The sequence below is a fragment of the Rickettsia endosymbiont of Ixodes pacificus genome (assembly GCF_000965155.1).
Classification (GTDB): Bacteria; Pseudomonadota; Alphaproteobacteria; order Rickettsiales; family Rickettsiaceae; genus Rickettsia; species Rickettsia tamurae.
The window spans coordinates 152,832-178,813 of the sequence record NZ_LAOP01000001.1; the positions used below are offsets into that span (position 1 = coordinate 152,832).

The window sequence follows — 25,982 nt, forward strand, 5'->3', positions numbered from 1 at the left end:
CGTGGTCAAGCCACGGTATGACACTGAGTGTGTTTTTCAATCCACGCAACAATGCCAAGCGAGACGACAGGCGGAAATTAATTATATAACATAATATTCAGGCTTCCTTTACTTATGGCCTTAATAATTCAAAAGTTCGGTGGCACTTCCGTTGCAAATATTGATAGAATAAAAAAAATCGTTCCTATCATAAAAGCCGAAATAGCTAAAAATAACCAAGTAATTGTAGTAGTTTCGGCTATGGCAGGTGTTACTAATCAACTTGTCACATTGTGTAATGAAGTATCAAGCCTTAACAACATTTTTCAATTTGCAGAATATGATGTAGCACTTTCTAGCGGCGAAATAGTCACTGCTTCATTACTTGCATTAGCTCTTCAAGAAGAAGACATAAAGGCACGATCATTTCTAGCTTGGCAATTACCGATTCTCACCGATAATAATCATAGTAAAGCTTTAGTAGAATCAATTACTACAGATTTACTAGAAAAATATTTACAGTTAAATACCGTCCCTATAATAGCCGGTTTTCAAGGAACTAACAAATCCAATAGGTTAACCACTTTGGGCAGAGGAGGATCCGATACTACTGCCGCCTTAATCGCTGCAGCTATGAAAGCCGATAGATGTGATATTTATACCGATGTAGAGGGAATATTTACTGCTGATCCAAGAATTATCCCAAATGCCAAGAAGATAAAAGAAATAGATTTTTTAGAAATGTTAGAACTAGCATCAAGTGGAGCAAAAGTACTACACCCTAGAGCCGTAGAGTTAGTAATGCGGTATAAAATAGATATGCGTGTTCTTTCAACATTTTCACCGAATACAGAAGGTACGTTAATTACTTCAAAGGATAAAAATATGGAGAATGGAATTATTAACAGCATTACTTCTAATAAAAATTTATTAAAAATATCTGTAAAGAGCATTTCTTTAAGTTTTTTGCAAGTTGCAAATATGATTACACAAAATAATAATCATATTGAGTTTATGCAAGAGATAAAAAATAATGAAGAATATAGTTTTATTACAAATTTAACCGATAAAAATAATTTACAAGCTTTACTTACTAATTTAAAGGATGATAAGCAGATACAAGATTTTACTTTTGATACCGAAATTGCTACAATCTCTCTTATTGGTTATGGGATTAAAAATGATTGTAAATTACTTGAAACGATATTATCAAAGTTAACGAAAGATAATATAAATGTTAACATGATACAATTATCAGAAGTTAAAATTACCTTATTAATAAATGATCAAGATGCAGAAAAAACAATTTTTAATTTATATAATCTTTTTAAAATATCTTAGATTCTGCATCTGAAATTTAATTTATAGTAAAAGAAGTTGAATTATGTTCAATTTATAGGAAATATTTTATTTTTTTAAGAATATAGCGAATACCGCTAATGCTAACCCATTTACGGTATGAGATATGTTTTTAAAAAAATAAAATATTTCCTATAAATTGAACATAATTCAACTTCTTTTACTATATATCTTAGGTTATTTTATATTAAAATTATAAGATTTTAAAAAGACATGGCTCCTATTACAGAAAAATTTTATAATTTGTGACAAAAAAAGTTAAAATAGATTAATTTAAATTTCATATATAAAACCTAAATACTTAATTAAATAGCTTAAATTTATTATTTTCATTATAATTATCTTCTATTTACTATTTATTAGTTATATATTAATAAATAAGTCTAATAGGCTATCTATGAAATTATTTTTTGCTATAAATTATAAGATTTTTTTGAAATAGGAGTACCTATTCCTTCAAAAATCTTATTAATTTTCGCTATAAAATCTCTTTAATTATCAATTAAAATAATTTCATAGATAGCCTCTTAAAAATCATAAATTCTTATCATTAAAAAAAATTATTTTAACTCTCAATTTTTAGGAGTAAATTTTACAGGAAAAAATAATGAGCGAAGATATAAGATCAAAAGAAAGATTTAATCGGATTAACGATATATCAGAAACAAATAAAGATGGTCCAGAAGAAATTAGAAATAATTTTAAAAAATTTGTACTGAATATATTAGAAACAGACAATATAACCCCGTATAAGTTAAGTGAAAAAACAGGCACCCATGAAACAGCGTGGAAAAATTTTCTAGACGGTCGTACAAAAATGCCTGACATGGGAGCAATTGTTGCTCTTGCAGATTATAAAAATGTTCCACTAGATGAAGTAATAGGCAGAGATATAAATAAAGAAAAAAAGATAACGGTAGAAATAAAACAAACTCCGGAAATATCAGCATCTATAGCTAAACTACCAAAAGACATACTTCAAGAAGCCATGTTGATAGGAGAAAAAACTAGAGGATTTATTCATAAACCAACAAATAAAGAGACAAAATCCTTTGCTGAACAAGTTAAAAGCTCTAATAAACCGAAAGGAAGGTCTATCTAAATAAAAATATGTTTTTCAATATTGATCCCTAAAACCTTACTTGATATTCTAAAATGGAAAATAACTTCAAAACGACCAAAATGGCCGACAACACTGCCACTTACTTCTACTGATATTCCACCCCAAAAAATAACTAGCAACGAAAATATATATTCCTGTGAAATGAAGAGTTGGGATACGAAGATCAACTTGGAAAAGAGTAATCGGTCTGTAAGACGAGGAGCGGAACATACAGAAGTACGTGAGCATCCGAGGACTTACAAAGACGACGCTGCCAATTTTTCAGGCAGAAAGAGTATAGTCAATTCAGTTGGATTTGCATACAAGGAGCGAGAAGCAAAGCCTATAACTAATAGGAGAGCGACGAGCAACGATGTAAGGCAAGTCCTAATCAATTGACTATATACGAGTAAGTTATGTAGGGCATGTAACCTTTTTAATTCAAATAGAAGGTTTAAATATCTTAACCGATCCGGTATGGTCGGAGCGGGTTAGCCCTTTTACTTTTGCAGGACCAAAGAGAGTGGTAAAACCCAGTATTAATTTTACCGATTTACCTAAAATAGATGTTATATTAATAAGCCATAATCACTATGACCATTTAGACATCAGAACAATTAAAGATTTATGGGTACGAGATAAGCCTAAGATTATTACACCGCTAATGAATGACGTAATAATCAAAAAACATATTAGCGATGCAGAAATTGTTACCTTAGGATGGGGAGAGTCATATAAAGAACAAGAAATACAGCTAAATTCAAAAAGTTTCAGAGAAGATGAATTTAAAGGCGATGTAGAATTTTATTTAGAACCGGCACAGCATTGGTCGGCTAGAGGAATATTTGATAAAAATAAAGCATTATGGGGAACTTTTATCATTAAAACTAAGATAGGAGATATTTGTTTTATAGGTGATTCGGGTTATAACGATACTCTTTTTAAAGAGATCGGAAAAAAACATAATATTGATGAAAATAAATTTATTATTCCTGAAATAGGTGAGTTTTTTCTATTTGATAAAAACGATTTATAGTGTATAACTAGACCATAGTAAATAGGTACATACTATGCTAATATATATGTTATAAATGATAATAAATAAATTATGGCAAGCAGTTACAGTTACGATTTAAGAATGAAACTATTCAAAGCTCTAGATGATGGGCTCTCAATTGTTAAAGCATGTAAAATATTCAATATAGGTCGTAACACTATATATAGATGGAAAACTCTTAAATGGGAAACAGGAGATATAAAAGCAAAACCTTATGGTCCAGCAAAGGGTTATAATGCAAAAATAAATCTCAAAGAATTTGAAGAATTAATTATCAATAATCATGATAAAACAGCTAAAGAATTAAGTATTATACTAGGTAATAGATTACAAAGAACTAGAATAAATTACTATAGAAAACTACTAGGGTACACTTATAAAAAAAAGTCATCTTCATCCCAGAAGGGATATTGGTTTAAGGAATGAATTTATAGAAAAGATACAGCAAATTTCTAAAGAAACTCTAGTATTCATTGATGAGTCAGGAATAGAAGATAATGCTTGTAGAGAATATGGATGGAGTATAAAAGGTACTAGATGTTATGGAAACAAAGTGTATCAACATAAATCCAGGATCAGTATGATAGCGGGGCTTCGTAATAATCAAATTATAGCGCCAGTAATATTTGAAGGAAATTGTAATAAAGAAATATTTACAACCTATGTAGAGACTATATTAACTAAAGAATTACATCCTGGACAAACAGTAATTATGGATAATATCAACTTCCATAAGAATAATATAATAAGAGAATTAATCGAGTCGGTTGGGTGCAGAATTTTATTCTTACCTACATATAGCCCAGACTTAAATCCTATAGAACATTATTGGTTTAAGATTAAGAACGAAATAAGAAAAGTTACGGGGCAATTCAAGATATCAGTATGGCTGTAGAACACGTACTAAAGTTTATTTAACTGTACCTATTTACTATGGTCTAGCTATATTAACTTGAATTAGATGTGTTTTGTCACCCATACTATATGTTTTACTGGATCCCGTGAATAAATCACGGGATGACAGAGAGAAATAATAAGGCCACACCAACCACCCCTGAACGACACAAAATTCAGTTTATAATGGAGATAAAAGCATATTTATTACTTGAATGAAAATTGCCAATTTCTGATTTATCACGAGAAGAGAAAATAGAGCTACTAAATGGTTGTGCTTGGGGCGTTGCATTAGTCCATAATATTCTACCGCTTTTTGCTTCTACTATTCCTATAGACATAAATATATTATCTGCATTACTTACTGAACAACCCAAAACACTCATTAAAAAGTCATGTGTACGAGCTCCGTTAGTCTTTATCATTTGCACATAATTAAGTAATACAAATATATCAGCTCCTGTTTTTTCTCCTAAAATTATAACAGGTTCACCTATATTTTGAGTAATTGAGAAAGCTTTTTCTTCAGGCCATAATAAAGGCGTATATAAAGCAGTATAAGCATTATTATAGGAGCTACGGAAACGAGATACTAAATCATCAAGCTTTTGTGTTCTAATATCTTTTTTGTGCAATAGCTTAACTCTTAAACCATTCTTCTGCATTGCTAAAGAAATTTCTTGCTTCAACAATTCTTCCAAATGATCTTCATAATCATATTTACGTTCTTTGCAATTACCAATATCTAACGTATATACTTCCATTTGCATCGGTAAAACTAATATTTCCTTGTGAGCGATCATATTTTTATTATATCCGCTAACATGACGCACAGAAGTTACTTTTGTACAGCCTGAAGTAATAAAAACTAATAAAACATACAATACTAGGTTTTTTAATTGCATAATTATTACCTATTAATTAGCCTGTATTATACGAGTACGCTTTTCGGAAAAAATAACATATACTTTTTGACCGTTTCTTATATTTACGTCTGTACCTTGTACTACGGTAATTAAACCGCTTGTAAATGCAGCAGAGATAACATTACGCATAGCAGTACTACCTTCATAATAGTCACTTTTTATTTTGTATCAACTTTAATTAAATATTCATACCCTTTACTCTGTCCGAGTTTATCTTGTAATATAGTTCCAACAGCTGCTCCTGCAAGTGCACCTCCGACAATCGCAGCAGTAGTACCGTTTCCTTGACCTACTGTACTACCAAGTACACCTCCTGCTATACCTCCTGCTGCCATACCACCTGCATTATCCGATAAACGATCTGATTCTTTTATTTTTACAGGACGTACGGATACTACTTCTCCTTCTAACGTTAAACTTAATGTTGAATCGCTAGTATATACATTTGAAGATAGGTCACGAGCACAACCGCTAATAAAGGTAGCTAAGATAATAAAAATTATAGATTTATGAAAAATTTTATGCATAACATTTAAATTTAAAGTTAAAGTTAAAAAAATTACAAATAAAGACACTTACATTCATTATTTCCGTCAAGATTTATTTTTTACCTATTACGGTTAAATAATATGGTCATAGAATAAGCAAGTACGGCAAACATGCAAAGATATAAAATCGGAAATAGGTTAAAATCAAATGATTTTATTACCTTTGCACAAATATAATTAGCAGTACCGGACATTAACATTGAACCGATATTATGTCCTAAACTTATAACACGATAGCGTTCTTTAACTACAAAAGACTTAATAACTATACTATGAGCAAGAGCATTAAAAGGAGCAACCGATGCAGCTAACATTAAACTAGCTGCAAGCCCTAAATTAGTCATTTGATATTTTACTGCTATTATAAAAAATACACTTGCTGTAATAGTACATATAAATGCGATTTTTAATACCGAATTAATTCCTAAACGGTCGGCAATAAAACCGGCAATCGGCATACAAACAGCAAAGCATATTATTATTAAGACTGAAAAAGAACTCATAATAATACCGACTGAAGGTAATACAATCGGTAAATATTGCTTCATAAAGATGATTGCAATTTGATATGTTGCTCCAAAACCTCCGGCTAAGAATATTAACCGTGCAATATTTTTCCATTGCTTTTTAATTATAGAGCTAAGTTTTTCAATAGAATCTTGGCTATGGTGTGCTTTTTTAAACTCCGGTGTTTCATCAAATTCCCGACGATAATAAAGAGTTATTAATGCAAGCGGTAAACTTAGTAAAAATGGAATACGCCAACCCCACTCCGGAAAAATATGAGAATTGAAGAAATTAGTTGCACCAATCCCGCATAATAAACCCATTACTCCTGTACATCTAGTTATTGCCGAGGCAGTAAATCGGTATTTTGCTCCTAAATGTTCAATAACATAAATCGCTGCACCGTCATATTCCCCTCCAATAAAAATACCTTGCATGAAGCGACATAAAACTAAAATTATTGTACTCCAAACTCCTATCGAGGAATAATCGGGCAATAAACCGATTATTAAGGTAGGGATTACAATACCGATAATCGTAAAACTTAAGGCTTTTTTTCGACCGTATATATCCCCTATACGTCCAAAAATATAAGCACCTATAGGTTTTGATAAATATGCTACTGCATAAACGGCAAAAACATTTACAAGCTTTGTTAATGGATCAGTACCGGCTGAAAAGAATTTATCGGCGATAATTGCCGCTGAAAAACCATATAAACTATAGTCGTAATACTCAATGATAGTGCCTAAAAAAGCACCGAGAACTTTATTGCTTGATTTTGTTTGTTTCATTTTAAAGGTATATGTCATTTTCGGTGTCATACCGTGGCTTGTCCAGCGTTGTTGCATGGATAGGTTTTCCCGTCATTGCGATAAGAATTACGTAGTAATTCGACGAAGCAATCCAGTAAAAAATTCTGATTTACAGAATTTTTTTATTATTTTTAATGACATAGGTATACATGACCGCTTTGGCCGTTACTTAAAATCCTTCAAAGACCTTTATATAAAGGTGGACTTCATATATCTAAACTGAATTAGTATTAGACAGGGACGATGTCCTAAAAGTTATTGGTAGTCCTAGGTTAATATTAAGCTCACGAACCAAGCAGCCAAGAGCTAATATATCACTTTCTCATTTTACATGCAAGGTTTTCTAGGTAACCTGCTATAGTAGTTAAGGTTTCTGCGAATTTTTCTTCGTCGGGATGATTTTTTTGAAGGCCGTTTTTATTAAGTTTTTCTGTTAGACTAGCTATTTCAGCTTGAGCATTAAGTGATGCCATAACTAATAATAGCTCAAAAGAGGCTGTGGGACTACCAAGTTTAATTTCCGCTATTTTATCATTCAATTTATTCGCTAAAGATAGTAATTCTTCCTCATCTCCATTATTACAATATAATTGAAAACTCTTGTTATTTAATGTTACCGTAACAATTGACATAATTATTTTTGCTGTTTTTTTATTTCTTCAAGTTCATTAATATAAATGTTAATTTGATCTAGCATTTTTATATAATTATCTTTTAATTCTTTATTTTCGTTTTGTAATTTTTTAATTTCATTTAGATCATACTCATGAATCTTCAATAACTCATCAAGTTTATGCTCTACTTCTTCCATTAATTTCTTTAGACTGCTTACATAACTTGCTTCTAAAGGTAATTTGTACGTCGATACGGTACTCGCATCCTCACGTACTTCTTTGTACGCTGCGGTTCTGCGTTCCGTGTCTCCTTCAAATTCCTCTTTATTAGCTTCGTTCTGTAAGCAGTCTAATATTTCATTATCCATTTTCGTTTAAGCGTTAATTATGAATGGATGACTTACAATAATAATCGATAACATTATAATAGATATAAGTACTAATTGTTTTTTACGTTTATAATTTATCAATGCCGTAGCTCTTTTATTACTTAATAATTTTTCGGTTTCGTTCTGTTTAGTAGCTTCTATCTGCTCTGCATTTCGATCTTTTACATTAAGATAATCCAAGTATAATCTTAAGTAACCTCTTACGTATACTTCTTCCGGTAAAACATCAAAATCACCCTCTTCTAAAGCTACTAAATATTTTTTTCTAATTTTTAAATCACTAGATACCTGATTTAAAGTTTTACCCGAATCTAACCTAATTTGCTTAAGCATTGACGACATAATTTACTCAAGTTTTTGTAAGAATATTTCAAATTTCTTATTTGCTAAAATAATTATATTTAAGTCTATAGTTTCTTGAGATTTAATTTCTTTAATAAAATCAAGAAAATTTCTAACTAAGTTATTATTATTATCAATCCATAAATCTAAATCAATAGTTGTTTTAGATTTATTAATTATTTTTATTAATAATCTACGTTGTTTGTCATATAAATCATCTTTTAGCGATTGAATACCTAAGCGACGCCAAAATGAATCGTTCAATTGCCTATCACAAGCTTTACGTAACCAATCAAGACTAAACATATCACTTATAGCAAAATAAGCTTTTGCTATCTCTTTATTATTTCCTAAAGTCTGTTTTGTTACATATATAATGTCAAATACTGAAATTAAATTGTCAAATGTAGCGATAGTAGCAGCAAATGATTCCTCTACCCCGCTAGTTGTATAATAATTTAATTTTTCTTCAAATCTTATTTTAGTTTCTCCGACTAATAAAGTACCTACCGTTTTTCTTAAGTTTTGTGCAGGAACTCTAAACTCTTCTATAGTTTCACTAATATTAATAGGATGTTTTAAATTTTTAATAAACCACGAAATACCTCGACGCATTAATTTCGTTATTTCGGTAAACATGTCGATTTTTACATTGTAATCAATATTAGTAGGTAGCTTACTTATCGTTTCCCATATATCATCAAGATCAAAAATTTCACAAATAATGGTATATGACCTTATTATATCACAAAGAGGAGCCCCAATCTCACGCTTTACAATACTAATAAGCGGTCCTCCAAGCTGATTAATTATTTTATTTATAGTAACGGTTTTAATAATCTCATGTTTAAGAGGATGAGATAAAATTTCATTATAAAACTTTTTTTGCATCATTTCAGGAAAATAATCTATAAGATATGCATCAAAATATTTATCATGGGAAAAAGTAGAATTAAGTAACTCGTGATAAGCCGACCTTTTACTATATGATAGCAGTAAGCAAAGCTCAGGACGAGTTAATACTTCACCGCTAATAGCTCTTCTATTCAATTCTTCTGCACTAGGCAAAAATTCATTTTCCCGCTCTAATACTTTTTCTTCTTCTAAAATATCTATAAATTGACTAAGTATATTAACGGTTAAAGTAGGAGATAGTTGCATAATTGTTATTGCTTCGGTTTGCTTATAATTATCAAGCAATACTAACTCTTCAACTTGCTTTGTCATATCGTTTAGAAGTTTATTACGTTCTTCTAAAGTAATTTTTCCTGAGGTTACCGCACTACTTAAAGCAATCTTGATATTTACTTCATGATCAGAGCAATCAACACCTGCTGAATTATCAATAAAGTCGGCATTTATGCGTCCGCCTTTTTTAGCATATTCAACTCTACCTCTCTGTGATACACCGACATTACCGCCTTCTGCTATAACCTTTGCTCTAATTTCTTCACCGTTACATCTAAGGTTATCATTTGCTTTATCACCGATTTCTAAATTATTTTCCGTTTTAGCTTTGATATAAGTGCCTATTCCGCCATTCCACAATAAATCAACATCTGCTTTTAAAATAGCTTTAATTAATTCTTCCGGTGACATCTCATTATCATTTATATCAAGTAATTTTTTAATTTCCGGTGATAATTTTATTAATTTACTACTGCGTTCAAATACTTTGCCTCCTTTAGAAATCAGCTTAGAATCATAATCGGACCAATTAGAACCCTTTAAATTAAATAAACGCAAACGCTCATTAAAACTTGATAAAGGATCAGGAGTAGGATCAATAAATATATGTTTATGATTAAAGGCGGCGACTAACTTAATAGTCTCTGATCTTAGCATACCGTTACCGAACACGTCTCCCGACATATCTCCTATACCTACGACGGTAATAGGGTCTTTTTGGACATCTAACCCTAAAGTTTTAAAGTGATTAGTTACGGAAATCCAAGCTCCTTTGGAAGTAATAGCCATTTTTTTATGATCGTAACCTGCAGAACCACCGGAAGCAAAAGCATCATCAAGCCAGTAATTATATTCTCTTGCCACACTATTAGCATAATCCGAAAATGAAGCTGTACCTTTATCGGCAGCAACCACTAAATAAGGATCTTCTTTATCATAAATAATAACCTCTTTCGGATGTACTACTTTACCGTCAATGATATTATCGGTTATGTCTAATAAACCTCTCAGGAAATTCTTATAGCATTCTACCACTTTTTCCATATATTCATCACGAGTAAGCCCTTCCTCAGTAAAATGAACATAAAAGCCGCCTTTAGAACCGACAGGGACAATAACGGAATTCTTCGTCATTTGTGCTTTCATAAGCCCAAGGACTTCAAGCCTATAATCTTCTGCTCTATCCGACCATCTAAGCCCCCCGCGCGATACGGGACCGCCTCTTAAATGAACAGCTTCAAAATTTCTAGAATAAACAAATGCTTCGGCAAACGGAACAGGTTTAGGCAAATCCGGTACTTTTGAAGAATCAAACTTAAATGAAAAAATATGTTTATGTGGTTGATAGTAATTTGTTCTAGTAATAGCATTAACTATACCAAGCATATTACGTAGTACTTTATCTTCACTACTCATCTCAACGGTTACTAAGTAGTTATTTAGTTTGTCTTTAATTACGTCACAATTATTAGACATCTTCCCAAGCTTCGCTTCTAGAGGTAATTTAGACGTCGAACCGGTACTCGCATCCTCACGTACTTCTTTGTACGCTGCGGCGGCAAGTGCTTCCGTGTCTCCTTTAAATTCCTCTCTATAAGCTGGTTTAGAAAGATTTCTATCATTGGAGTATTTAGGATTGAATTTTATATCAAATAGATTTACCAACATTTTTGTATATTCGGGATGTTTAAGTAACGTTAACTGTACATAACCTTTACCATAACTAAATCCTGTTTGATGTAAATATCTTGTTAAAGCTTTGACGAGTTTAACTTGCTTCCAATTAAAACCGGCAAGTACTATTAATTTACTTAAAGAATCATTAGCAAGCATCCCAAGTGCCATTTTATCTAAAGCTTCTTCAACATTTATTTTTAATTCGGTAATATTATCCTTTACAGGTACAATAGAAGTTAAGATAAAATTATATATCCAGCTTTCTTTGATTCCCAAAGCCTCCTTAATTGCAAAAGTTTGTTCATCAATTGCTTTAAAACCTAAATTTTCGATTGACGGCAATATGTTAGAAAGGGCAAGTTTTACTTTTGGACTATATATTTTTAAGTAAAATTCCGTTTCATTTACAGAAACTAGATTAAACATACATTCTTGTGACTTGCTTGCTTCCGTTAAATATTCAATATCTACTAAAGCTATCTCTGGAGAAAATTTTTGCCTATAGTCTGCCGGAAAAACATTATCAAAAAGCTTTAAATTAATACCTGCTTGATATTCGCAGAATTTTTTAGAAAGCTTAAAATAAAAATCTTCACTCCAACGTGTAGAGATACGATCTAAATCTTGCTGTATTATTTCTGCTTCAAAATTTATTTTATGTTCCCCTTGTGCTTCAAGCGTTACAAAAAGATAAGAAAAATTACCGGCTACTTCGGTGATATAGTTGGATAAAATTTTACTGCCGAATTTTTCCGCTAAATAACAATCTATCATATTATGTATTTCAGCCGTTAAACGTTCTCGTGGCAGAAAAATTATGATATTAAGAAAAGAACTCGACCAATCATATTGAATAAATAATTTAAGCTTCTTACTCATCATACTTGAGAGCATATGTAAACACATACAATATAAATCGCCTTGATCAATTTGTATTAAAGCTTCTTTCGGTAACGACTCCATTAAAATTCTTAACTTATCGGCATTATAACCGGATAATGCAAAACCGGCTTTCTCAATTACAAAATTAAATTTTTGTCGTAGGATTGGAATATTACTTATTGAATGGTAATACATATTTGAATTATATATGCCGAAAATTATACTTCCCGAAATATATTCACCCGAAGAGTTAAATTTTTTCACTAAGATATAGTCGATTAAATTATCTGAATGGATAAGCGACGCACTATTTATTTTACCGAGTATTATTAATTGATTTTGATATAAAGGATTAGCAGAACATTTTATAATATCATCAATCTCTTCTTTTACTTCTTGCCATATTTTTGCTGCTCCTATTTCATTGCTTAATTTTAAAGATTTTACCTCAAAATCAAGAGTCCCTAATAAAACCAAATTATCGTTTTGTAACCAATTTAAGAATTCTTTAGCCTCTTCAAAATTTAATTTATCATTATCAATTATATTTTTAGATAAATCTTGTAATTTTGTGAGTAATTGCGGTAAATGGCTATAGCTTTGCTCTAACTCTTCTAATCTTTCATTTATAGCCTCAGTTAAAAATGTAGCAGTTTTATCATCAAAGTTTCCTAAAATGGTTAAATGTAGTATCGATTCTGATTTTTCATCCGACACAGAATTTTCTAATATTTTTTCTAATTCTCCTTTACTATTTCGGACACAGTTTATTACCGGATGGAGTAAAAACTTAGTTTGCAAATTCATGTTTTTAAGCAGACATATGATAAAATCAACAATATGCGGCTTATTATCAAGTAATATCAAGACATTTATTGCCGGATCATTTTCGATAACTGCCTTTGTTATTGCTATTTTTCTTGCTCTTTCTACCCTTTGCTTAAAAAACTTAAAGGCTTCATCTGCAAAATTTTGGAATAATTTTTCTCTATTCTCAAAATCATAATCTATCGGAATATAATTTAAAAACTTTTGAACAAAATCTATATATATGGAACTTGACTCACGTTCCTTGCTAAGTTCTAGAATTTTAGTTTTATAATTCGGAATTTGACAATTTAAATTTAAAGAGGTTGTTTTTGGGGTCATGATTTTCTCAAGTAATAATAATATGATTATTTCTTTTGTTATTATATTATATAAAATAACTTAAGCAAGAGGCATAGAAAATAAGTGGAAACGATATTTGCACAAAGCTCTGCATTCGGTAAAGCAGGCGTAGCGGTTTTTAGGATTTCCGGTCCTAAAAGCTTAGAAGTTTTACAACTACTTACCGGTAGAAAGGACTTTAAATCGAGATTAATGTATTATCAACAAATTACAGTCCCTGAAACTAAGGAACTAATTGATAATGCTATGGTTGTTTATTTTAAATCACCAGGTAGCTTTACCGGTGAAGACGTAGTTGAGATTCATACGCACGGTAGTAAAGCTATTTCTATAATGCTTATTAATGCATTGTTAAATATATCTGATATTCGTTTGGCAGAAGCAGGAGAATTTACCAAAAGAGCTTTTTTAAATAACAAATTCGATTTAACGGCAGCAGAGGGGATAGCTGATCTAATTAATGCCGAAACCATTATGCAGCATAGGCAAGCAATTAGACAAGCAAGCGGCGGGCTTGAAGAATTATATAATAACTGGCGTAGTCAGCTTTTAAAAATTATCTCTCTGCTTGAAGCTTATATAGATTTCCCTGATGAAGATATACCGGATAGTGTCCTTAATGACGTTAATAACACTCATAAAAACCTTGTAAATGAAATATCTAATTATCTTAACGATAATAGACGGGGAGAATTACTAAATAGCGGTCTTAAGCTTGCAATTATCGGTCCACCAAATGTTGGTAAGTCTAGCTTACTAAATTTTTTAATGCAGCGAGATATAGCGATTGTCTCAAATATCGCAGGAACTACTAGAGATATAATTGAGAGGCATTTAGACATTGGCGGCTATCCTATTATTTTACAGGATACAGCAGGTATAAGAGAAGAAAGTAGTGACATTATAGAGCAAGAAGGTATAAAACGAGCTATTAATTCGGCTAAAACAGCGGATATTAAAATTATAATGTTTGATGCCGAAAAATTAGACTCCTCTATAAATGAAGATATTATTAATTTAATTGATGAAAATACTATCACAATAATTAATAAAATCGATTTAATCGAAGCTAGTAAAATCTTTTCTATTGAAAATAAATATAAATGCTTAAGAGTTTCAGTAAAAAATAATATTGCTCTTTCAAGTATATTAAAAAATATTGAAAATATTGCCGAAAATATGGCAGGATTTACCGAAACTCCTTATATAACAAATCAGCGTCATCGTCATTATTTAAAACAAGCTCTCTCACATTTAACGGCTTTTAGCTTAGATAATGATTTAGTCCTAGCAACTGAAGATATTAGAATGACGGCACGCTGCATCGGTGCAATTACGGGTGTCATCAACGTAGAAGAAATACTATGCGAGATCTTTAAAAATTTCTGTATAGGTAAGTAATGTTGTATAGCTCGTTCTATGTCATTCCCGCAAGGTATTATTGCATGGACACCAAATCGTCATTGCGAGGAGAGGCAAAGCCTCGACGTGGCAATCTCATGAAACAGTAGACTTCTTGCATAACCTCCTTCTAAAGGTAATTTGTACGTCAATCCGGTACTCGCATCCTCACGTACTAAGTGTACGCTGCCGGTGCTGCGTTCCGTGTTTCCTTCAAATTCCTCTTTATAAGATAGGTTATGCAAGAAGTCTACTGTTTCATGAGATTGCCACGTCGAGGCTTTGCCTCTCCTCGCAATGACGAAAAAACGAAACATTACAGCATAACAATCATTTTTCTCAAATCTTTTCATATATTAATTTATTTTAACTTTATCTTGACAAAAACATTAACATACTCTAGAAACCACGTTTTATGGTTTTATTAATTAAAGGAGTAATATTATGGCACCTATATTAAATATAAACTTAAACTGTTTCATGCCTATATTTGCAAATAAAATGGTGAGTAGCTTACCTGGAAATACAAAGCATATTATTTATAAGTTAGGCAATACTATACTTTCATCAGTATATAATACTGTTAAAGGAAGTTTCACTAACGGTTATTTAGTTGAGAATATAAAATGTAATTGGGCAGGAATCTATAATCATTTAACAGATGTACCTAACGATTTATCAGCAGTAATTAGGGAGTGTACAGGCATTAAAATCCCTATAAAATCTATTGTTACTTATGGAAACAGTACTAGCGTTATTTTAGAAGAAGGTAAGCACTTACTTCAAAACAATACCCTAGTAGAATTAAAGGAATGCACTACCACTGAAGGCGAAGCTGTTTTACAAGAGCATAATGCCAAAATGCTTGTTAATAATTTGAGAAATATTTTAAATCATTCGGAAATAACTTTGAAAAATGCTCAAGAAGCAGGGGTAGAAATTTTTAATTTATTGAATATACCAGTCAAATTCACTACTGATAATCTTAAGGTTATTCTAGATGCTTTCAACGTAACTTTGGACGATATATTCCCTACAGAAGTAGGTAAAAATATTTTAGATCTACTAAGTAAACCTTTCACTGAGGCAACCACTTCCACTACAGAAAAACCTAACGACTATGGTGGATATACCGGTGCTTATATCACCGCTACGGTATTTGGAGTAATAAGTCTAGGTTTTGCAGCTAAATATGGATGGGATTGGTATAAGGGAAGAAATATAAAAAATGAAAATTTAGATTTAGTAATGAAGAATAAAGAATTAGCATTTGTAGAACTACTACATGAAAATTTTAAGAATAATGCAGTTATATTAGATGAAATTATAAAAATTAATAATTTAGATGATATTATAAAACTAGCAAAATCTATTAAGGAATATGAATTCTCAATACTACCACTAACTAATTTAAATAATGAAATTGTAAAATTAAATTCCCCATCCGCTATAGCAATAAACTTAGATTCTTCAAGCGGAATATTGCATGAAATATGTAAGAGTCTTGGCGGTGATGATAGTTTTAAGACTATCAGCAACTTTGCAAGCTTAATAACAATTATACGAACAGCAAATCCCAAGTCTGAAGAATATAAAGAAAGCATTACAGAAATATTTGAGATATTTAACCCTCGTTACACAGATATTGACTATCAAAATTGCAAAATGCCGTTATTAGCCGATGTATCATCACCATCTGACTCTTACGGTATAGAAGCATAGAACGTTGTTAGTACCATAACAAACCATCATTGACTTTTTGAAAGTTATATATAAAATGATACTTGGAGTAGCAAAGTGCTATTTCGGGGTGTCGAAACCTCTGCCAAAAGTGAGAGCATTTCTCACAAAACTGATGTAATCCTCGACTTCACGGTCGGGGAGATATTAGGTATGTCCAGAGCTTAAGGGTTACTGTAAGCTTAAAACCTAGTGTGGCTGACTTTTGGCAGTTTTCGACCTCCCCAACCACCAAAAATTATGCTCATTGGTGGTTAAAAAACTTAAAGTATTTCAAATTAAGCCTAGGCTGTGTAAAGGAAAATCAATTTAATCTATTTTTGCTTTTTTTGGCTACAAATTATAAGATTTTTTTGAAATAGGGACAACTATTACTGCAAAAATCTTATTAATTTTCGCTTAAAAATTAATTTTCTTTCACATAGCCTAGTTACTTTGCAAGTTTAGGCGGTAAATAATTCTCTGTTGAGATTACTTTTTTACCGGTTTTATTTTCCAAGGCCGTTTTAGCGTTTTTAGCTATACTTCCTCCTATTTTACTTGCAATCTTATTTTCTTCCATTCCTGTTGCATTATTAGTTTCTGCTACTTGACGAGTAGATATAGCTAGACCATAGTAAATAGGTACATACTATGCTAATATATATGTTATAAATGATAATAAATAAATTATGGCAAGCAGTTACAGTTACGATTTAAGAATGAAACTATTCAAAGCTCTAGATGATGGGCTCTCAATTGTTAAAGCATGTAAAATATTCAATATAGGTCGTAACACTATATATAGATGGAAAACTCTTAAATGGGAAACAGGAGATATAAAAGCAAAACCTTATGGTCCAGCAAAGGGTTATAATGCAAAAATAAATCTCAAAGAATTTGAAGAATTAATTATCAATAATCATGATAAAACAGCTAAAGAATTAAGTATTATACTAGGTAATAGATTACAAAGAACTAGAATAAATTACTATAGAAAACTACTAGGGTACACTTATAAAAAAAAGTCATCTTCATCCCAGAAGGGATATTGGTTTAAGGAATGAATTTATAGAAAAGATACAGCAAATTTCTAAAGAAACTCTAGTATTCATTGATGAGTCAGGAATAGAAGATAATGCTTGTAGAGAATATGGATGGAGTATAAAAGGTACTAGATGTTATGGAAACAAAGTGTATCAACATAAATCCAGGATCAGTATGATAGCGGGGCTTCGTAATAATCAAATTATAGCGCCAGTAATATTTGAAGGAAATTGTAATAAAGAAATATTTACAACCTATGTAGAGACTATATTAACTAAAGAATTACATCCTGGACAAACAGTAATTATGGATAATATCAACTTCCATAAGAATAATATAATAAGAGAATTAATCGAGTCGGTTGGGTGCAGAATTTTATTCTTACCTACATATAGCCCAGACTTAAATCCTATAGAACATTATTGGTTTAAGATTAAGAACGAAATAAGAAAAGTTACGGGGCAATTCAAAGATATCAGTATGGCTGTAGAACACGTACTAAAGTTTATTTAACTGTACCTATTTACTATGGTCTAGCTATACTTCAGCAAAACTCGTATGTCATTCCCGCTTCCGCGAGAATCCAGTAAAAAAATGATATAAAAATTTAGTACATTAAAGGTAAAAGATCATCTAGATAAATAAATTATTAGTTTAAAAATAAGTTATCGATTGACTTTTTGAAAGTTATATATAAAATGATACTCGAAATAGCAAAATGCTATTTCGGGGCGTAAGAACCTCTTAATCAACGTGGTATTTGTATCGACCATAAAAATGATACAATCCTCGGCTTTATTCCGGTCGGGGTTATAATAGTTATGTCCAAGGTTTAAAGCTTAAACTTAGAACCTAAAGGCTATTATGGCTATCGTTGATGGTTTTCTTACTTCCCCGACCACCAAGAGTTTATTTCTCTTCGGTGGTTGAAACTTGAGCAATTTAAGTTTAATCAATCGGGAGCAAAAGACGGTAAGGTTTCTATACCAATTTCATCATGTAATAAAGCTATTAATGTAGAGAGGTAGATGCTTTAAAGGGAGGAAGAACATACATAATCACACCCGCCAATATTAGCATGATTATTCCTAGAATAATATAGCTAGACCATAGTAAATAGGTACAGTTAAATAAACTTTAGTACGTGTTCTACAGCCATACTGATATCTTGAATTGCCCCGTAACTTTTCTTATTTCGTTCTTAATCTTAAACCAATAATGTTCTATAGGATTTAAGTCTGGGCTATATGTAGGTAAGAATAAAATTCTGCACCCAACCGACTCGATTAATTCTCTTATTATATTATTCTTATGGAAGTTGATATTATCCATAATTACTGTTTGTCCAGGATGTAATTCTTTAGTTAATATAGTCTCTACATAGGTTGTAAATATTTCTTTATTACAATTTCCTTCAAATATTACTGGCGCTATAATTTGATTATTACGAAGCCCCGCTATCATACTGATCCTGGATTTATGTTGATACACTTTGTTTCCATAACATCTAGTACCTTTTATACTCCATCCATATTCTCTACAAGCATTATCTTCTATTCCTGACTCATCAATGAATACTAGAGTTTCTTTAGAAATTTGCTGTATCTTTTCTATAAATTCATTCCTTAAACCAATATCCCTTCTGGGATGAAGATGACTTTTTTTTATAAGTGTACCCTAGTAGTTTTCTATAGTAATTTATTCTAGTTCTTTGTAATCTATTACCTAGTATAATACTTAATTCTTTAGCTGTTTTATCATGATTATTGATAATTAATTCTTCAAATTCTTTGAGATTTATTTTTGCATTATAACCCTTTGCTGGACCATAAGGTTTTGCTTTTATATCTCCTGTTTCCCATTTAAGAGTTTTCCATCTATATATAGTGTTACGACCTATATTGAATATTTTACATGCTTTAACAATTGAGAGCCCATCATCTAGAGCTTTGAATAGTTTCATTCTTAAATCGTAACTGTAACTGCTTGCCATAATTTATTTATTATCATTTATAACATATATATTAGCATAGTATGTACCTATTTACTATGGTCTAGCTATACCTACTATATTAAATGCATTTATAAAAGCAATATTAACCTCCTTAATTAACTCGTGAGCAAATGAAGGTGGTAGTTGTTGAGCAATAATTATTCCTTCACCGATTGAGTCACGAGCTATTTCTGCCATTGATACAGAAACACCGTGAGGAATTACTAGATTGTTACTATATATAAAAGATGTAATACTCACAATAATAGCTATACCTAATACATTACCTAATTCATATGCTGTTTCTTGTAATGCTGCTGCACCTCCGGATCTCTCTGCCGGCACTGCATTCATCATAACTGTTACGGTGGTAGAGAGGCATAGACTACTTCCTATACCAAGCAATCCAAGATATATAGTATTCGATAGTAAATCTCTATAGTCTAATATACTAGGTAAAATCAATGATATAGTAGTAAAGATAAGCCCACTAAACATTATTACACGTGCGGTAAATCGTGTGAGTAAATATGGCATAACTAAAGATGCAATTAAAGCAAAAACTGCTGCAGACAACATATAAAGACCTGCATACAAAGGACTTAACCCTTTGATAAACTGTAACCATAAGGACATAAGATACATTATGGATCCTAAGACACAAGTAATCAGCAAATAAACTATTACTCCTATACTAAAATTGCTAATTAAGAATAAACGCATATCCACTAACGGATCATCACATTTAAGTTGGCGTAAGGTAAATATTATTAGTAACACAATGCCAATTAATAGCATTCCGCCGGATGCTAGATTCATAATACCGTATTTAGCCAACATCTTAATGCCTTGAACTAAAGCTGCCATCCCAAAAAACGATTGAAATACTTCTATCCAATCCCATGGTTCATTACTAGGATTAGATGATTCAGGAATCCAAACTATGCCAAAAGTAAGCAAATGCTTAAAATAATTAAATATGCCATCTAAATTTATAAGATGTAGATGCTGAGTTATCTTTAGCGATATATTCAGTTTGTGAGAATTGTGATACCATATGTGATAAGTTATTTATAAGGGTTTTACTAAATCTATCTTTTTTGGAAACTATGCGACTGTTAACAAGTAATTTAATTAGCTTTAAAATTTATAATACAAGTAAATTTAACATCTAAGCATCACCTAGTATGGAAGTCAAGACGGGCTGTTGAAAAAATCAACAAGGTTGCAAATACTTTAATATTTTTTTATCTTTAATAGCAGTAGATAAAAAAACCAAAAAATAATTTTAAGTATCCGTTTAAAATTTTGTACTATCGCAATCATCAGTATTTGAATCTGTGTTTTCTGTACACTTCTAAATTTTGCTCCTCGTAAACCATGATTCTCCTTAGCTTCACCAAATAGACCTTCTATTTTCCACTTTCTCTCAATTAGTTTTTTCTTAAAATCAATTCTATTCTGTCTGACCTTTACCTCATCTATTTCATCCTGATAAGGATTACGATAAATAAATCGTCCTCTATTACTATAATTATCAGAAATACAACCTGATTTTAGAGAGCAATTTTTACAATGCCCTCCTGTAATACGATAACGTTTTATTTGTTTTTTATCTAATTTATCATACGGATAAAGATAATGTCCCTGTGGACACTTATATCTATCCTGTTCTCTATCATATTGAAATTCCCCCCTACTTATTTTTCCTTCACCAAGATTATCTACATGTAAAGGTATATAAGTTGTAATTCCAAGTAATTTAAAATATCCATAGGTTGGACCTCTACCATAACCTTTGTCTGCTATCCATTCTTTTACTCTAAAAGAAAAATTATTTAATATATTCCAAACTCTACTTGGAAGTACAATACACTCATGTTGTGATCCTGTACTTACATAACAATCTATTATAATACGTGAATCTGAATCAATTGAGTAGTGGGTCTTATAACATAGCTTTTTATAACCATTAGTTCTTGATACAAGACTACAATCAGGATCTGTCCTACTGACATGAGTTTGATTAGATATTTTCCTTACTTTTTTCCCTTCTCGGAAATCATGATAACGACGTTCATATTTTTTTAATTCTCTCTTTTGTGAATCACCTTGATCTTTTCTTAATATTAGGCTATTCATAGAGGCATTAGATTCAACTAAAGAGGCATCTGAAATAATTGTTTCTCCTTTTATAATATCTAGTTCATACCATTGCTTAATCAAGCTTATAAATATTTCTTGAAATAGTTCTACCCCAAATCTATCTCTTATCCTACTTAATGATGAATGATCCGGTACTTTATCCTCTAAACTTAAACCACAAAACCACCTATATGCTATATTTAACTGAATTTCTTTACATAATCGTCTATTTGACTTTATACCATATAAGTAACTTATTATTTGCATCCTAAAAAATAATACAGGATCAATTGATGGACGTCCGTAATTAGCACAATAACGATTCTTAGTTATTTCATAGATAAAAGAAAACTCTAATTCTTTAGCTTCATGAATCCTCACTAATAAATGATCATTAGGTATCATGTGCCTTAAGCTAAGGCTATTACATCTCACACTTTGATCAAGCTTATAACCCTGCATCTTTACACCTTCATTTAAGCATAAAAATACAGCTTATTCCTTAGATTAACTCTTTTCTACTTCTTTTTATAACTTTTTCAACAGCCCGAAGATTTAATCTTACAAGCACAATAACATAAATAAAATTTGATTTTTCTTTCTCAAGCTTATATTTTAATTGATAAGCTTATAATATGGAAATTTATGTCAAATACAGATAAGGAAAGAGCCATTGCCGCAGCACTCGCACAAATCGAAAAAAGCTACGGTAAAGGTTCGGTAATGAAACTAGGGCAGCGTCCAAATGTTGATATAGAGGCCGTATCGACCGGCTCACTTGGGCTAGATATAGCTCTTGGGATTGGCGGTGTTCCTAAAGGCAGAATAATCGAGATTTTTGGTCCTGAAAGCTCAGGTAAAACTACTTTAACACTACATTTAATTGCCGAAGCACAGAAAAAAGGCGGCACATGTGCTTTTATTGATGCTGAGCATGCATTAGACCCTGCTTATGCTAAAAAATTAGGCGTAAATATTGATGAGCTTATTATTTCACAGCCCGATACAGGTGAACAAGCCCTAGAAATTGCCGATACATTAATTCGTTCCGGCGGTATTGATATGATAATAATAGATAGTGTTGCGGCTTTAGTACCAAAATCAGAGATTGAGGGCGAAATGGGTGATGCTCAAATGGCTTCTCAGGCAAGATTAATGAGCCAGGCTTTGCGTAAACTTACCGCATCAATTAATCGTACCAATTGTATTACTGTTTTCATCAACCAAATCAGAATGAAAATAGGTGTGATGTTCGGTAGTCCTGAAACTACGACAGGCGGTAATGCCTTAAAATTCTATGCTTCTGTTAGAATCGATATAAGAAGAATCGGCTCCATTAAAGATAAAGAAGAAGTAATAGGCAGCCAAACCAAAGTAAAAGTAGTCAAGAACAAAGTATCTCCTCCGTTTAAAACTGCAGATTTTGATATAATGTACGGTTCAGGTATTTCAAAAGAAGGCGAGATAATCGACCTTGGAGTTAAGCTTGATATTGTTGAGAAATCCGGTTCTTGGTTTTCCTACAATAACGTACGCATAGGTCAAGGGCGTGAAAACGTCAAACAATATTTAAAAGAACATCCACAAATTTCCAACGAAATTGAGAAAATAATACGTGAAAAATCGTCAAAAATTACTAATATAAATCTTGATCAAACGGAGGAAGAAAATGATTGATTTAACAGGTAAAACTTCCTTAATTACGGGAGCTTCAGGAGGCATAGGCGGAGCTATAGCAAGGTTACTACACAAACTCGAAAGCCATGTAATTATTAGCGGTAGTAATGAGGAAAAATTAAAATCCCTTGGAAATGTTTTAAAAGATAATTATACGATAGAAATATGCAACCTTGCAAATAAGGAAGAATGCAGCAATTTAATATCTAAAGCATCAAAGCTAGATATTTTAGTATGTAATGCCGGTATTACTAGCGATACGCTAGCAATTAGAATGAAAGATGAAGATTTTGACAAAGTTATTGATATTAATTTAAAAGCAAATTTTATTTTAAATCGTGAAGCAATAAAAAAAATGATGCAAAACAGGTATGGACGCATTATTAACATATCTTCAATAGTAGGAATTTCAGGTAACCCTGGGCAGGCTAATTATTGTGCTTCTAAAGCAGGTTTAATAGGCATGACCAAATCGCTCTCTTATGAAGTTGCAACCAGAGGAATTACGGTTAATGCAGTAGCTCCAGGATTTATTAAATCAGATATGACCGATAAACTAAACGAAAAACAAAGAGAAGCCATAGTACAAAAAATTCCGCTAGGTACTTACGGTATGCCGGAAGACGTGGCAAATGCAGTCGCATTTTTAGCAAGCGATCAGGCATCATATATTACCGGTCAAACTATACATGTAAACGGCGGTATGTTAATGGTATAAAAATTAATAAGATTATTTTGTGCTAGCATAAAATAATTTTTTGTGCTAGAAGTTCTTTTAAAGATAAAATACTATAAATATTTTAAATAAATATTCATACAGTTAAAATAAAGTCTAATAGCCGAATAACCGCTATTATACGGCATATAAAATTAAATGATTTATGGAGTTCAAAATTATGAGTACAACGGACAAGATCGAACAGAAAGTTATTGAAATGGTTGCTGAAAAGCTAAATAAAGATAAATCGATAATAACTACGGATTCAAGATTTATAGAAGATTTGAAAGCCGATAGCCTTGATACCGTAGAATTAATGATGGCAATAGAAGTTGAATATGGTATTGATATCCCTGATGATGAAGCTACTAAAATTAAAACCGTATCCGATGTTATAAAATATATCAAAGAACACCAATCTTAATCTGCATAAATTAAATCCCTAATAGATAATTAAAAATGTCGAATCAAAGAGTAAATAAAAGAGTAGTTATTACCGGACTTGGACTTGTTACTCCTGTTGGGCTTAATGTTAGCTCATCTTGGAAAAATATTGTAACCGGAGTAAGCGGTATAAAAACTATTACGGAATTTGACACCTCTAAACTTGCGTGTAAAATTGCCGGACTTATAGATAACTCTGAGAAAGATGGATTTAAACTTGAAAATTTCACACAAGCAGATGACGTTAATAGACTAAGTAAAATGGATAAATTTATCCATTACGGAGTAGCAGCCGCAACCGAAGCAGTTGAAGATAGCGGCTGGTTACCCGAAGATGAAGAATCTCGTGATAGAACCGGCTTGATATTAGGTTCAGGAATCGGCGGGCTTAAAATGATCGAATATACCTCTATCAAACTTTATCAAGAAAATAACGGCAAAGTTAGCCCTTTCTTTATTCCCGCCTCATTAATTAACCTTTTATCCGGTCTTGTTTCTATAAAATACGGTTTTAGCGGTCCGAACCAAACGGCAGTAACAGCTTGCTCTACAGGGGCACATGCTATAGGCGATGCTATGCGTATGATAAAGCACGGCTATACCGATGTTATGATCGCAGGCGGTGCAGAAGCTCCAGTTACACCTGTTGGAGTTGCAGGTTTCGTTGCTGCTAGAGCATTATGTACTAAATATAACGATAATCCTGAAAAAGCCTCAAGACCTTGGGATAAAGACCGCAGCGGTTTTGTTATGGGTGAAGGAGCAGGCGTTATAGTCTTGGAAGAATATGAGCACGCTGTAAATCGCGGTGCTAAAATTTACGGTGAAGTTATAGGATACGGCTCTACAGGTGACGCATATCATATGACAGCCCCACATCCTGAAGGTAGAGGAGCTTATAGAGCGATGAGAGACGCAATGCTAGATGCAGCTATCACGCCCGATATGATTGATTATATTAATGCACACGGTACTTCTACTACACTTGGTGATGGAATAGAATTAGCAGCCGTACAAAAATTATTTTTAGAAGCGAATCCCAAAGTTTTAATGTCTTCTACTAAATCATCAATAGGACATTTGCTTGGTGCGGCAGGAAGTGTTGAGTTTATCTTTTCAGCTCTTGCAATTAGAGATCAGATTGCACCGCCAACCTTAAACTTAGATAACCCTATGGATGAGGTTAAGATAGATTTAGTTGCACTTAAAGCTAAGAAAACTAAGATAGATTACGTGCTTTCCAACTCGTTCGGATTCGGTGGTACTAATGCCAGTTTAGTGATTAAGAAGGTTTAGTCTAAATCATTGTCATACCGTGGCTTGACCACGGTATCCAGCTTAAAAATGCTAAAAAATATATATCCTAAATTGTTTTCTGGATACCATGGT

The 25,982-nt window shown here is 31.9% G+C and carries 20 protein-coding genes, 1 other RNA gene and 7 pseudogenes; 12 read left to right on the forward strand and 16 right to left on the reverse strand.

Going from position 1 to position 25,982, the window contains the following annotated elements; all coding sequences use genetic code 11:
* The first annotated feature begins 114 nt into the window (after positions 1 to 114).
* The 5 genes and pseudogenes from REIP_RS00965 to REIP_RS08820 all read left to right on the forward strand — a co-directional run bounded on the left by REIP_RS00965 (position 115) and on the right by REIP_RS08820 (position 4,415).
* Complete coding sequence (locus REIP_RS00965) at positions 115 to 1,320, forward strand: aspartate kinase (protein ID WP_045803595.1); 1,206 nt, start codon at positions 115 to 117, stop codon at positions 1,318 to 1,320.
* 625 nt (positions 1,321 to 1,945) lie between these two features.
* Positions 1,946 to 2,440: a hypothetical protein gene (locus tag REIP_RS00970; protein ID WP_032138993.1), complete on the forward strand. Its 495-nt coding sequence runs from the start codon at positions 1,946 to 1,948 to the stop codon at positions 2,438 to 2,440.
* A 300-nt stretch (positions 2,441 to 2,740) separates the two neighbouring features.
* Positions 2,741 to 2,818: pseudogene (locus REIP_RS12035) on the forward strand (palindromic element RPE2 domain-containing protein); the annotation flags it as partial.
* Positions 2,819 to 2,900: 82 nt separating this feature from the next.
* Complete coding sequence (locus REIP_RS08815) at positions 2,901 to 3,476, forward strand: MBL fold metallo-hydrolase (protein ID WP_231569314.1); 576 nt, start codon at positions 2,901 to 2,903, stop codon at positions 3,474 to 3,476.
* Between the two features lie 72 nt (positions 3,477 to 3,548).
* Positions 3,549 to 4,415, forward strand: a pseudogene (locus tag REIP_RS08820) (IS630 family transposase).
* 152 nt (positions 4,416 to 4,567) lie between these two features.
* On the opposite strand, the gene REIP_RS01000 reads toward REIP_RS08820, so the two are convergent.
* From REIP_RS01000 to REIP_RS13290, 11 genes and pseudogenes are all read right to left on the reverse strand, one after another.
* Positions 4,568 to 5,296: a hypothetical protein gene (locus tag REIP_RS01000; protein WP_231569148.1), complete on the reverse strand. Its 729-nt coding sequence runs from the start codon at positions 5,294 to 5,296 to the stop codon at positions 4,568 to 4,570.
* 12 nt (positions 5,297 to 5,308) lie between these two features.
* Positions 5,309 to 5,446, reverse strand: coding sequence for a hypothetical protein (locus REIP_RS10540; RefSeq protein WP_156147385.1), 138 nt, complete (start codon positions 5,444 to 5,446; stop codon positions 5,309 to 5,311).
* 29 nt (positions 5,447 to 5,475) lie between these two features.
* A complete protein-coding gene (locus REIP_RS01005) occupies positions 5,476 to 5,892 on the reverse strand; it encodes a glycine zipper 2TM domain-containing protein (protein ID WP_052691069.1) in 417 nt (138 codons plus the stop codon).
* A gap of 32 nt (positions 5,893 to 5,924) precedes the next feature.
* Complete coding sequence (locus REIP_RS01010; protein ID WP_045803596.1) at positions 5,925 to 7,166, reverse strand: MFS transporter; 1,242 nt, start codon at positions 7,164 to 7,166, stop codon at positions 5,925 to 5,927.
* A 62-nt stretch (positions 7,167 to 7,228) separates the two neighbouring features.
* Positions 7,229 to 7,328 (reverse strand): annotated as a pseudogene (locus tag REIP_RS13540) (lytic transglycosylase domain-containing protein); the annotation flags it as partial.
* A gap of 5 nt (positions 7,329 to 7,333) precedes the next feature.
* Positions 7,334 to 7,492, reverse strand: a non-coding RNA gene (gene ssrS / locus REIP_RS08825) — 6S RNA.
* A 9-nt stretch (positions 7,493 to 7,501) separates the two neighbouring features.
* Positions 7,502 to 7,819 (reverse strand): cell division protein ZapA, encoded by a 318-nt coding sequence (locus REIP_RS01015; protein WP_008579304.1) that lies wholly within the window; start codon positions 7,817 to 7,819, stop codon positions 7,502 to 7,504.
* 2 nt (positions 7,820 to 7,821) lie between these two features.
* Positions 7,822 to 8,169 carry a palindromic element RPE1 domain-containing protein gene (locus REIP_RS01020; protein ID WP_023507177.1) on the reverse strand — a complete coding sequence of 116 codons (348 nt, stop codon included), beginning with the start codon at positions 8,167 to 8,169 and terminating at the stop codon, positions 7,822 to 7,824.
* Positions 8,170 to 8,175: 6 nt separating this feature from the next.
* Positions 8,176 to 8,532 (reverse strand): helix-turn-helix domain-containing protein, encoded by a 357-nt coding sequence (locus REIP_RS01025; RefSeq protein WP_045803597.1) that lies wholly within the window; start codon positions 8,530 to 8,532, stop codon positions 8,176 to 8,178.
* A gap of 3 nt (positions 8,533 to 8,535) precedes the next feature.
* A pseudogene (locus REIP_RS13285) lies at positions 8,536 to 11,190 on the reverse strand (NAD-glutamate dehydrogenase domain-containing protein); the annotation flags it as partial.
* A 150-nt stretch (positions 11,191 to 11,340) separates the two neighbouring features.
* Positions 11,341 to 13,428 (reverse strand): annotated as a pseudogene (locus tag REIP_RS13290) (glutamate dehydrogenase); the annotation flags it as partial.
* Positions 13,429 to 13,512: 84 nt separating this feature from the next.
* Between REIP_RS13290 and mnmE the strand changes: the two are divergent.
* Positions 13,513 to 14,850, forward strand: coding sequence for a tRNA uridine-5-carboxymethylaminomethyl(34) synthesis GTPase MnmE (mnmE, locus tag REIP_RS01035; protein ID WP_045803599.1), 1,338 nt, complete (start codon positions 13,513 to 13,515; stop codon positions 14,848 to 14,850).
* A 101-nt stretch (positions 14,851 to 14,951) separates the two neighbouring features.
* On the opposite strand, the pseudogene REIP_RS01040 reads toward mnmE, so the two are convergent.
* A pseudogene (locus REIP_RS01040) lies at positions 14,952 to 15,149 on the reverse strand (palindromic element RPE1 domain-containing protein); the annotation flags it as partial.
* A gap of 145 nt (positions 15,150 to 15,294) precedes the next feature.
* Between REIP_RS01040 and REIP_RS01045 the strand changes: the two are divergent.
* On the forward strand, positions 15,295 to 16,572 hold the full coding sequence (locus REIP_RS01045; protein WP_045803600.1) for a DUF5460 family protein: 1,278 nt from the start codon (positions 15,295 to 15,297) through the stop codon (positions 16,570 to 16,572).
* A 448-nt stretch (positions 16,573 to 17,020) separates the two neighbouring features.
* On the opposite strand, the gene REIP_RS08835 is transcribed toward REIP_RS01045, so the two are convergent.
* On the reverse strand, positions 17,021 to 17,152 hold the full coding sequence (locus REIP_RS08835; RefSeq protein ID WP_082068191.1) for a phage antirepressor protein: 132 nt from the start codon (positions 17,150 to 17,152) through the stop codon (positions 17,021 to 17,023).
* A gap of 109 nt (positions 17,153 to 17,261) precedes the next feature.
* Between REIP_RS08835 and REIP_RS08840 the strand changes: the two genes are divergently transcribed.
* Positions 17,262 to 18,129 (forward strand): IS630 family transposase gene (locus REIP_RS08840; RefSeq protein ID WP_156147374.1). Its coding sequence is split into 2 segments (ribosomal slippage): positions 17,262 to 17,588 and positions 17,590 to 18,129, totalling 867 coding nucleotides; the frame shifts between segments, so codons are not numbered across the junction.
* Between the two features lie 613 nt (positions 18,130 to 18,742).
* Here the strand turns inward: REIP_RS08840 and REIP_RS08845 are convergent.
* The 3 genes and pseudogenes from REIP_RS08845 to REIP_RS01080 form a co-directional block, all read right to left on the reverse strand.
* A pseudogene (locus tag REIP_RS08845) lies at positions 18,743 to 19,609 on the reverse strand (IS630 family transposase).
* 54 nt (positions 19,610 to 19,663) lie between these two features.
* Positions 19,664 to 20,476, reverse strand: coding sequence for an MFS transporter (locus REIP_RS12040; RefSeq protein WP_231569150.1), 813 nt, complete (start codon positions 20,474 to 20,476; stop codon positions 19,664 to 19,666).
* 369 nt (positions 20,477 to 20,845) lie between these two features.
* Positions 20,846 to 22,159 carry a transposase gene (locus tag REIP_RS01080; RefSeq protein WP_172686766.1) on the reverse strand — a complete coding sequence of 438 codons (1,314 nt, stop codon included), beginning with the start codon at positions 22,157 to 22,159 and terminating at the stop codon, positions 20,846 to 20,848.
* Positions 22,160 to 22,399: 240 nt separating this feature from the next.
* Here REIP_RS01080 and recA point away from each other — a divergent pair, with 240 nt between their 5' ends.
* From recA to fabF, 4 genes are all read left to right on the forward strand, one after another.
* Positions 22,400 to 23,431, forward strand: coding sequence for a recombinase RecA (recA, locus tag REIP_RS01085; protein ID WP_023507152.1), 1,032 nt, complete (start codon positions 22,400 to 22,402; stop codon positions 23,429 to 23,431).
* Positions 23,424 to 24,149, forward strand: a complete 726-nt coding sequence (gene fabG / locus REIP_RS01090) for a 3-oxoacyl-ACP reductase FabG (RefSeq protein WP_045803601.1) — start codon at positions 23,424 to 23,426, stop codon at positions 24,147 to 24,149. The genes recA and fabG overlap by 8 nt, the downstream gene beginning before the upstream one ends.
* 163 nt (positions 24,150 to 24,312) lie before the next feature.
* Positions 24,313 to 24,573 (forward strand): acyl carrier protein, encoded by a 261-nt coding sequence (gene acpP, locus REIP_RS01095; protein ID WP_197069174.1) that lies wholly within the window; start codon positions 24,313 to 24,315, stop codon positions 24,571 to 24,573.
* A 35-nt stretch (positions 24,574 to 24,608) separates the two neighbouring features.
* Positions 24,609 to 25,889 carry a beta-ketoacyl-ACP synthase II gene (gene fabF, locus REIP_RS01100; protein WP_045803602.1) on the forward strand — a complete coding sequence of 427 codons (1,281 nt, stop codon included), beginning with the start codon at positions 24,609 to 24,611 and terminating at the stop codon, positions 25,887 to 25,889.
* Positions 25,890 to 25,982 lie beyond the last annotated feature (93 nt).

What these genes read in the sequence shown, in the direction of transcription:
- REIP_RS00965 (WP_045803595.1), top strand. Translation starts at nt 115, where the DNA reads ATGGCCTTAATAATTCAAAAGTTCGGTGGCACTTCCGTTGCAAATATT.
- REIP_RS00970 (WP_032138993.1), top strand. Translation starts at nt 1,946, where the DNA reads ATGAGCGAAGATATAAGATCAAAAGAAAGATTTAATCGGATTAACGAT.
- REIP_RS01000 (WP_231569148.1), bottom strand. Translation starts at nt 5,296, where the DNA reads ATGCAATTAAAAAACCTAGTATTGTATGTTTTATTAGTTTTTATTACT.
- REIP_RS10540 (WP_156147385.1), bottom strand. Translation starts at nt 5,446, where the DNA reads ATGCGTAATGTTATCTCTGCTGCATTTACAAGCGGTTTAATTACCGTA.
- REIP_RS01010 (WP_045803596.1), bottom strand. Translation starts at nt 7,166, where the DNA reads ATGAAACAAACAAAATCAAGCAATAAAGTTCTCGGTGCTTTTTTAGGC.
- REIP_RS01015 (WP_008579304.1), bottom strand. Translation starts at nt 7,819, where the DNA reads ATGTCAATTGTTACGGTAACATTAAATAACAAGAGTTTTCAATTATAT.
- REIP_RS01020 (WP_023507177.1), bottom strand. Translation starts at nt 8,169, where the DNA reads ATGGATAATGAAATATTAGACTGCTTACAGAACGAAGCTAATAAAGAG.
- REIP_RS01025 (WP_045803597.1), bottom strand. Translation starts at nt 8,532, where the DNA reads ATGTCGTCAATGCTTAAGCAAATTAGGTTAGATTCGGGTAAAACTTTA.
- REIP_RS01045 (WP_045803600.1), top strand. Translation starts at nt 15,295, where the DNA reads ATGGCACCTATATTAAATATAAACTTAAACTGTTTCATGCCTATATTT.
- REIP_RS08835 (WP_082068191.1), bottom strand. Translation starts at nt 17,152, where the DNA reads ATGGAAGAAAATAAGATTGCAAGTAAAATAGGAGGAAGTATAGCTAAA.
- REIP_RS12040 (WP_231569150.1), bottom strand. Translation starts at nt 20,476, where the DNA reads ATGGCAGCTTTAGTTCAAGGCATTAAGATGTTGGCTAAATACGGTATT.
- REIP_RS01080 (WP_172686766.1), bottom strand. Translation starts at nt 22,159, where the DNA reads ATGATACCTAATGATCATTTATTAGTGAGGATTCATGAAGCTAAAGAA.
- recA (WP_023507152.1), top strand. Translation starts at nt 22,400, where the DNA reads ATGTCAAATACAGATAAGGAAAGAGCCATTGCCGCAGCACTCGCACAA.
- fabG (WP_045803601.1), top strand. Translation starts at nt 23,424, where the DNA reads ATGATTGATTTAACAGGTAAAACTTCCTTAATTACGGGAGCTTCAGGA.
- acpP (WP_197069174.1), top strand. Translation starts at nt 24,313, where the DNA reads ATGGAGTTCAAAATTATGAGTACAACGGACAAGATCGAACAGAAAGTT.
- fabF (WP_045803602.1), top strand. Translation starts at nt 24,609, where the DNA reads ATGTCGAATCAAAGAGTAAATAAAAGAGTAGTTATTACCGGACTTGGA.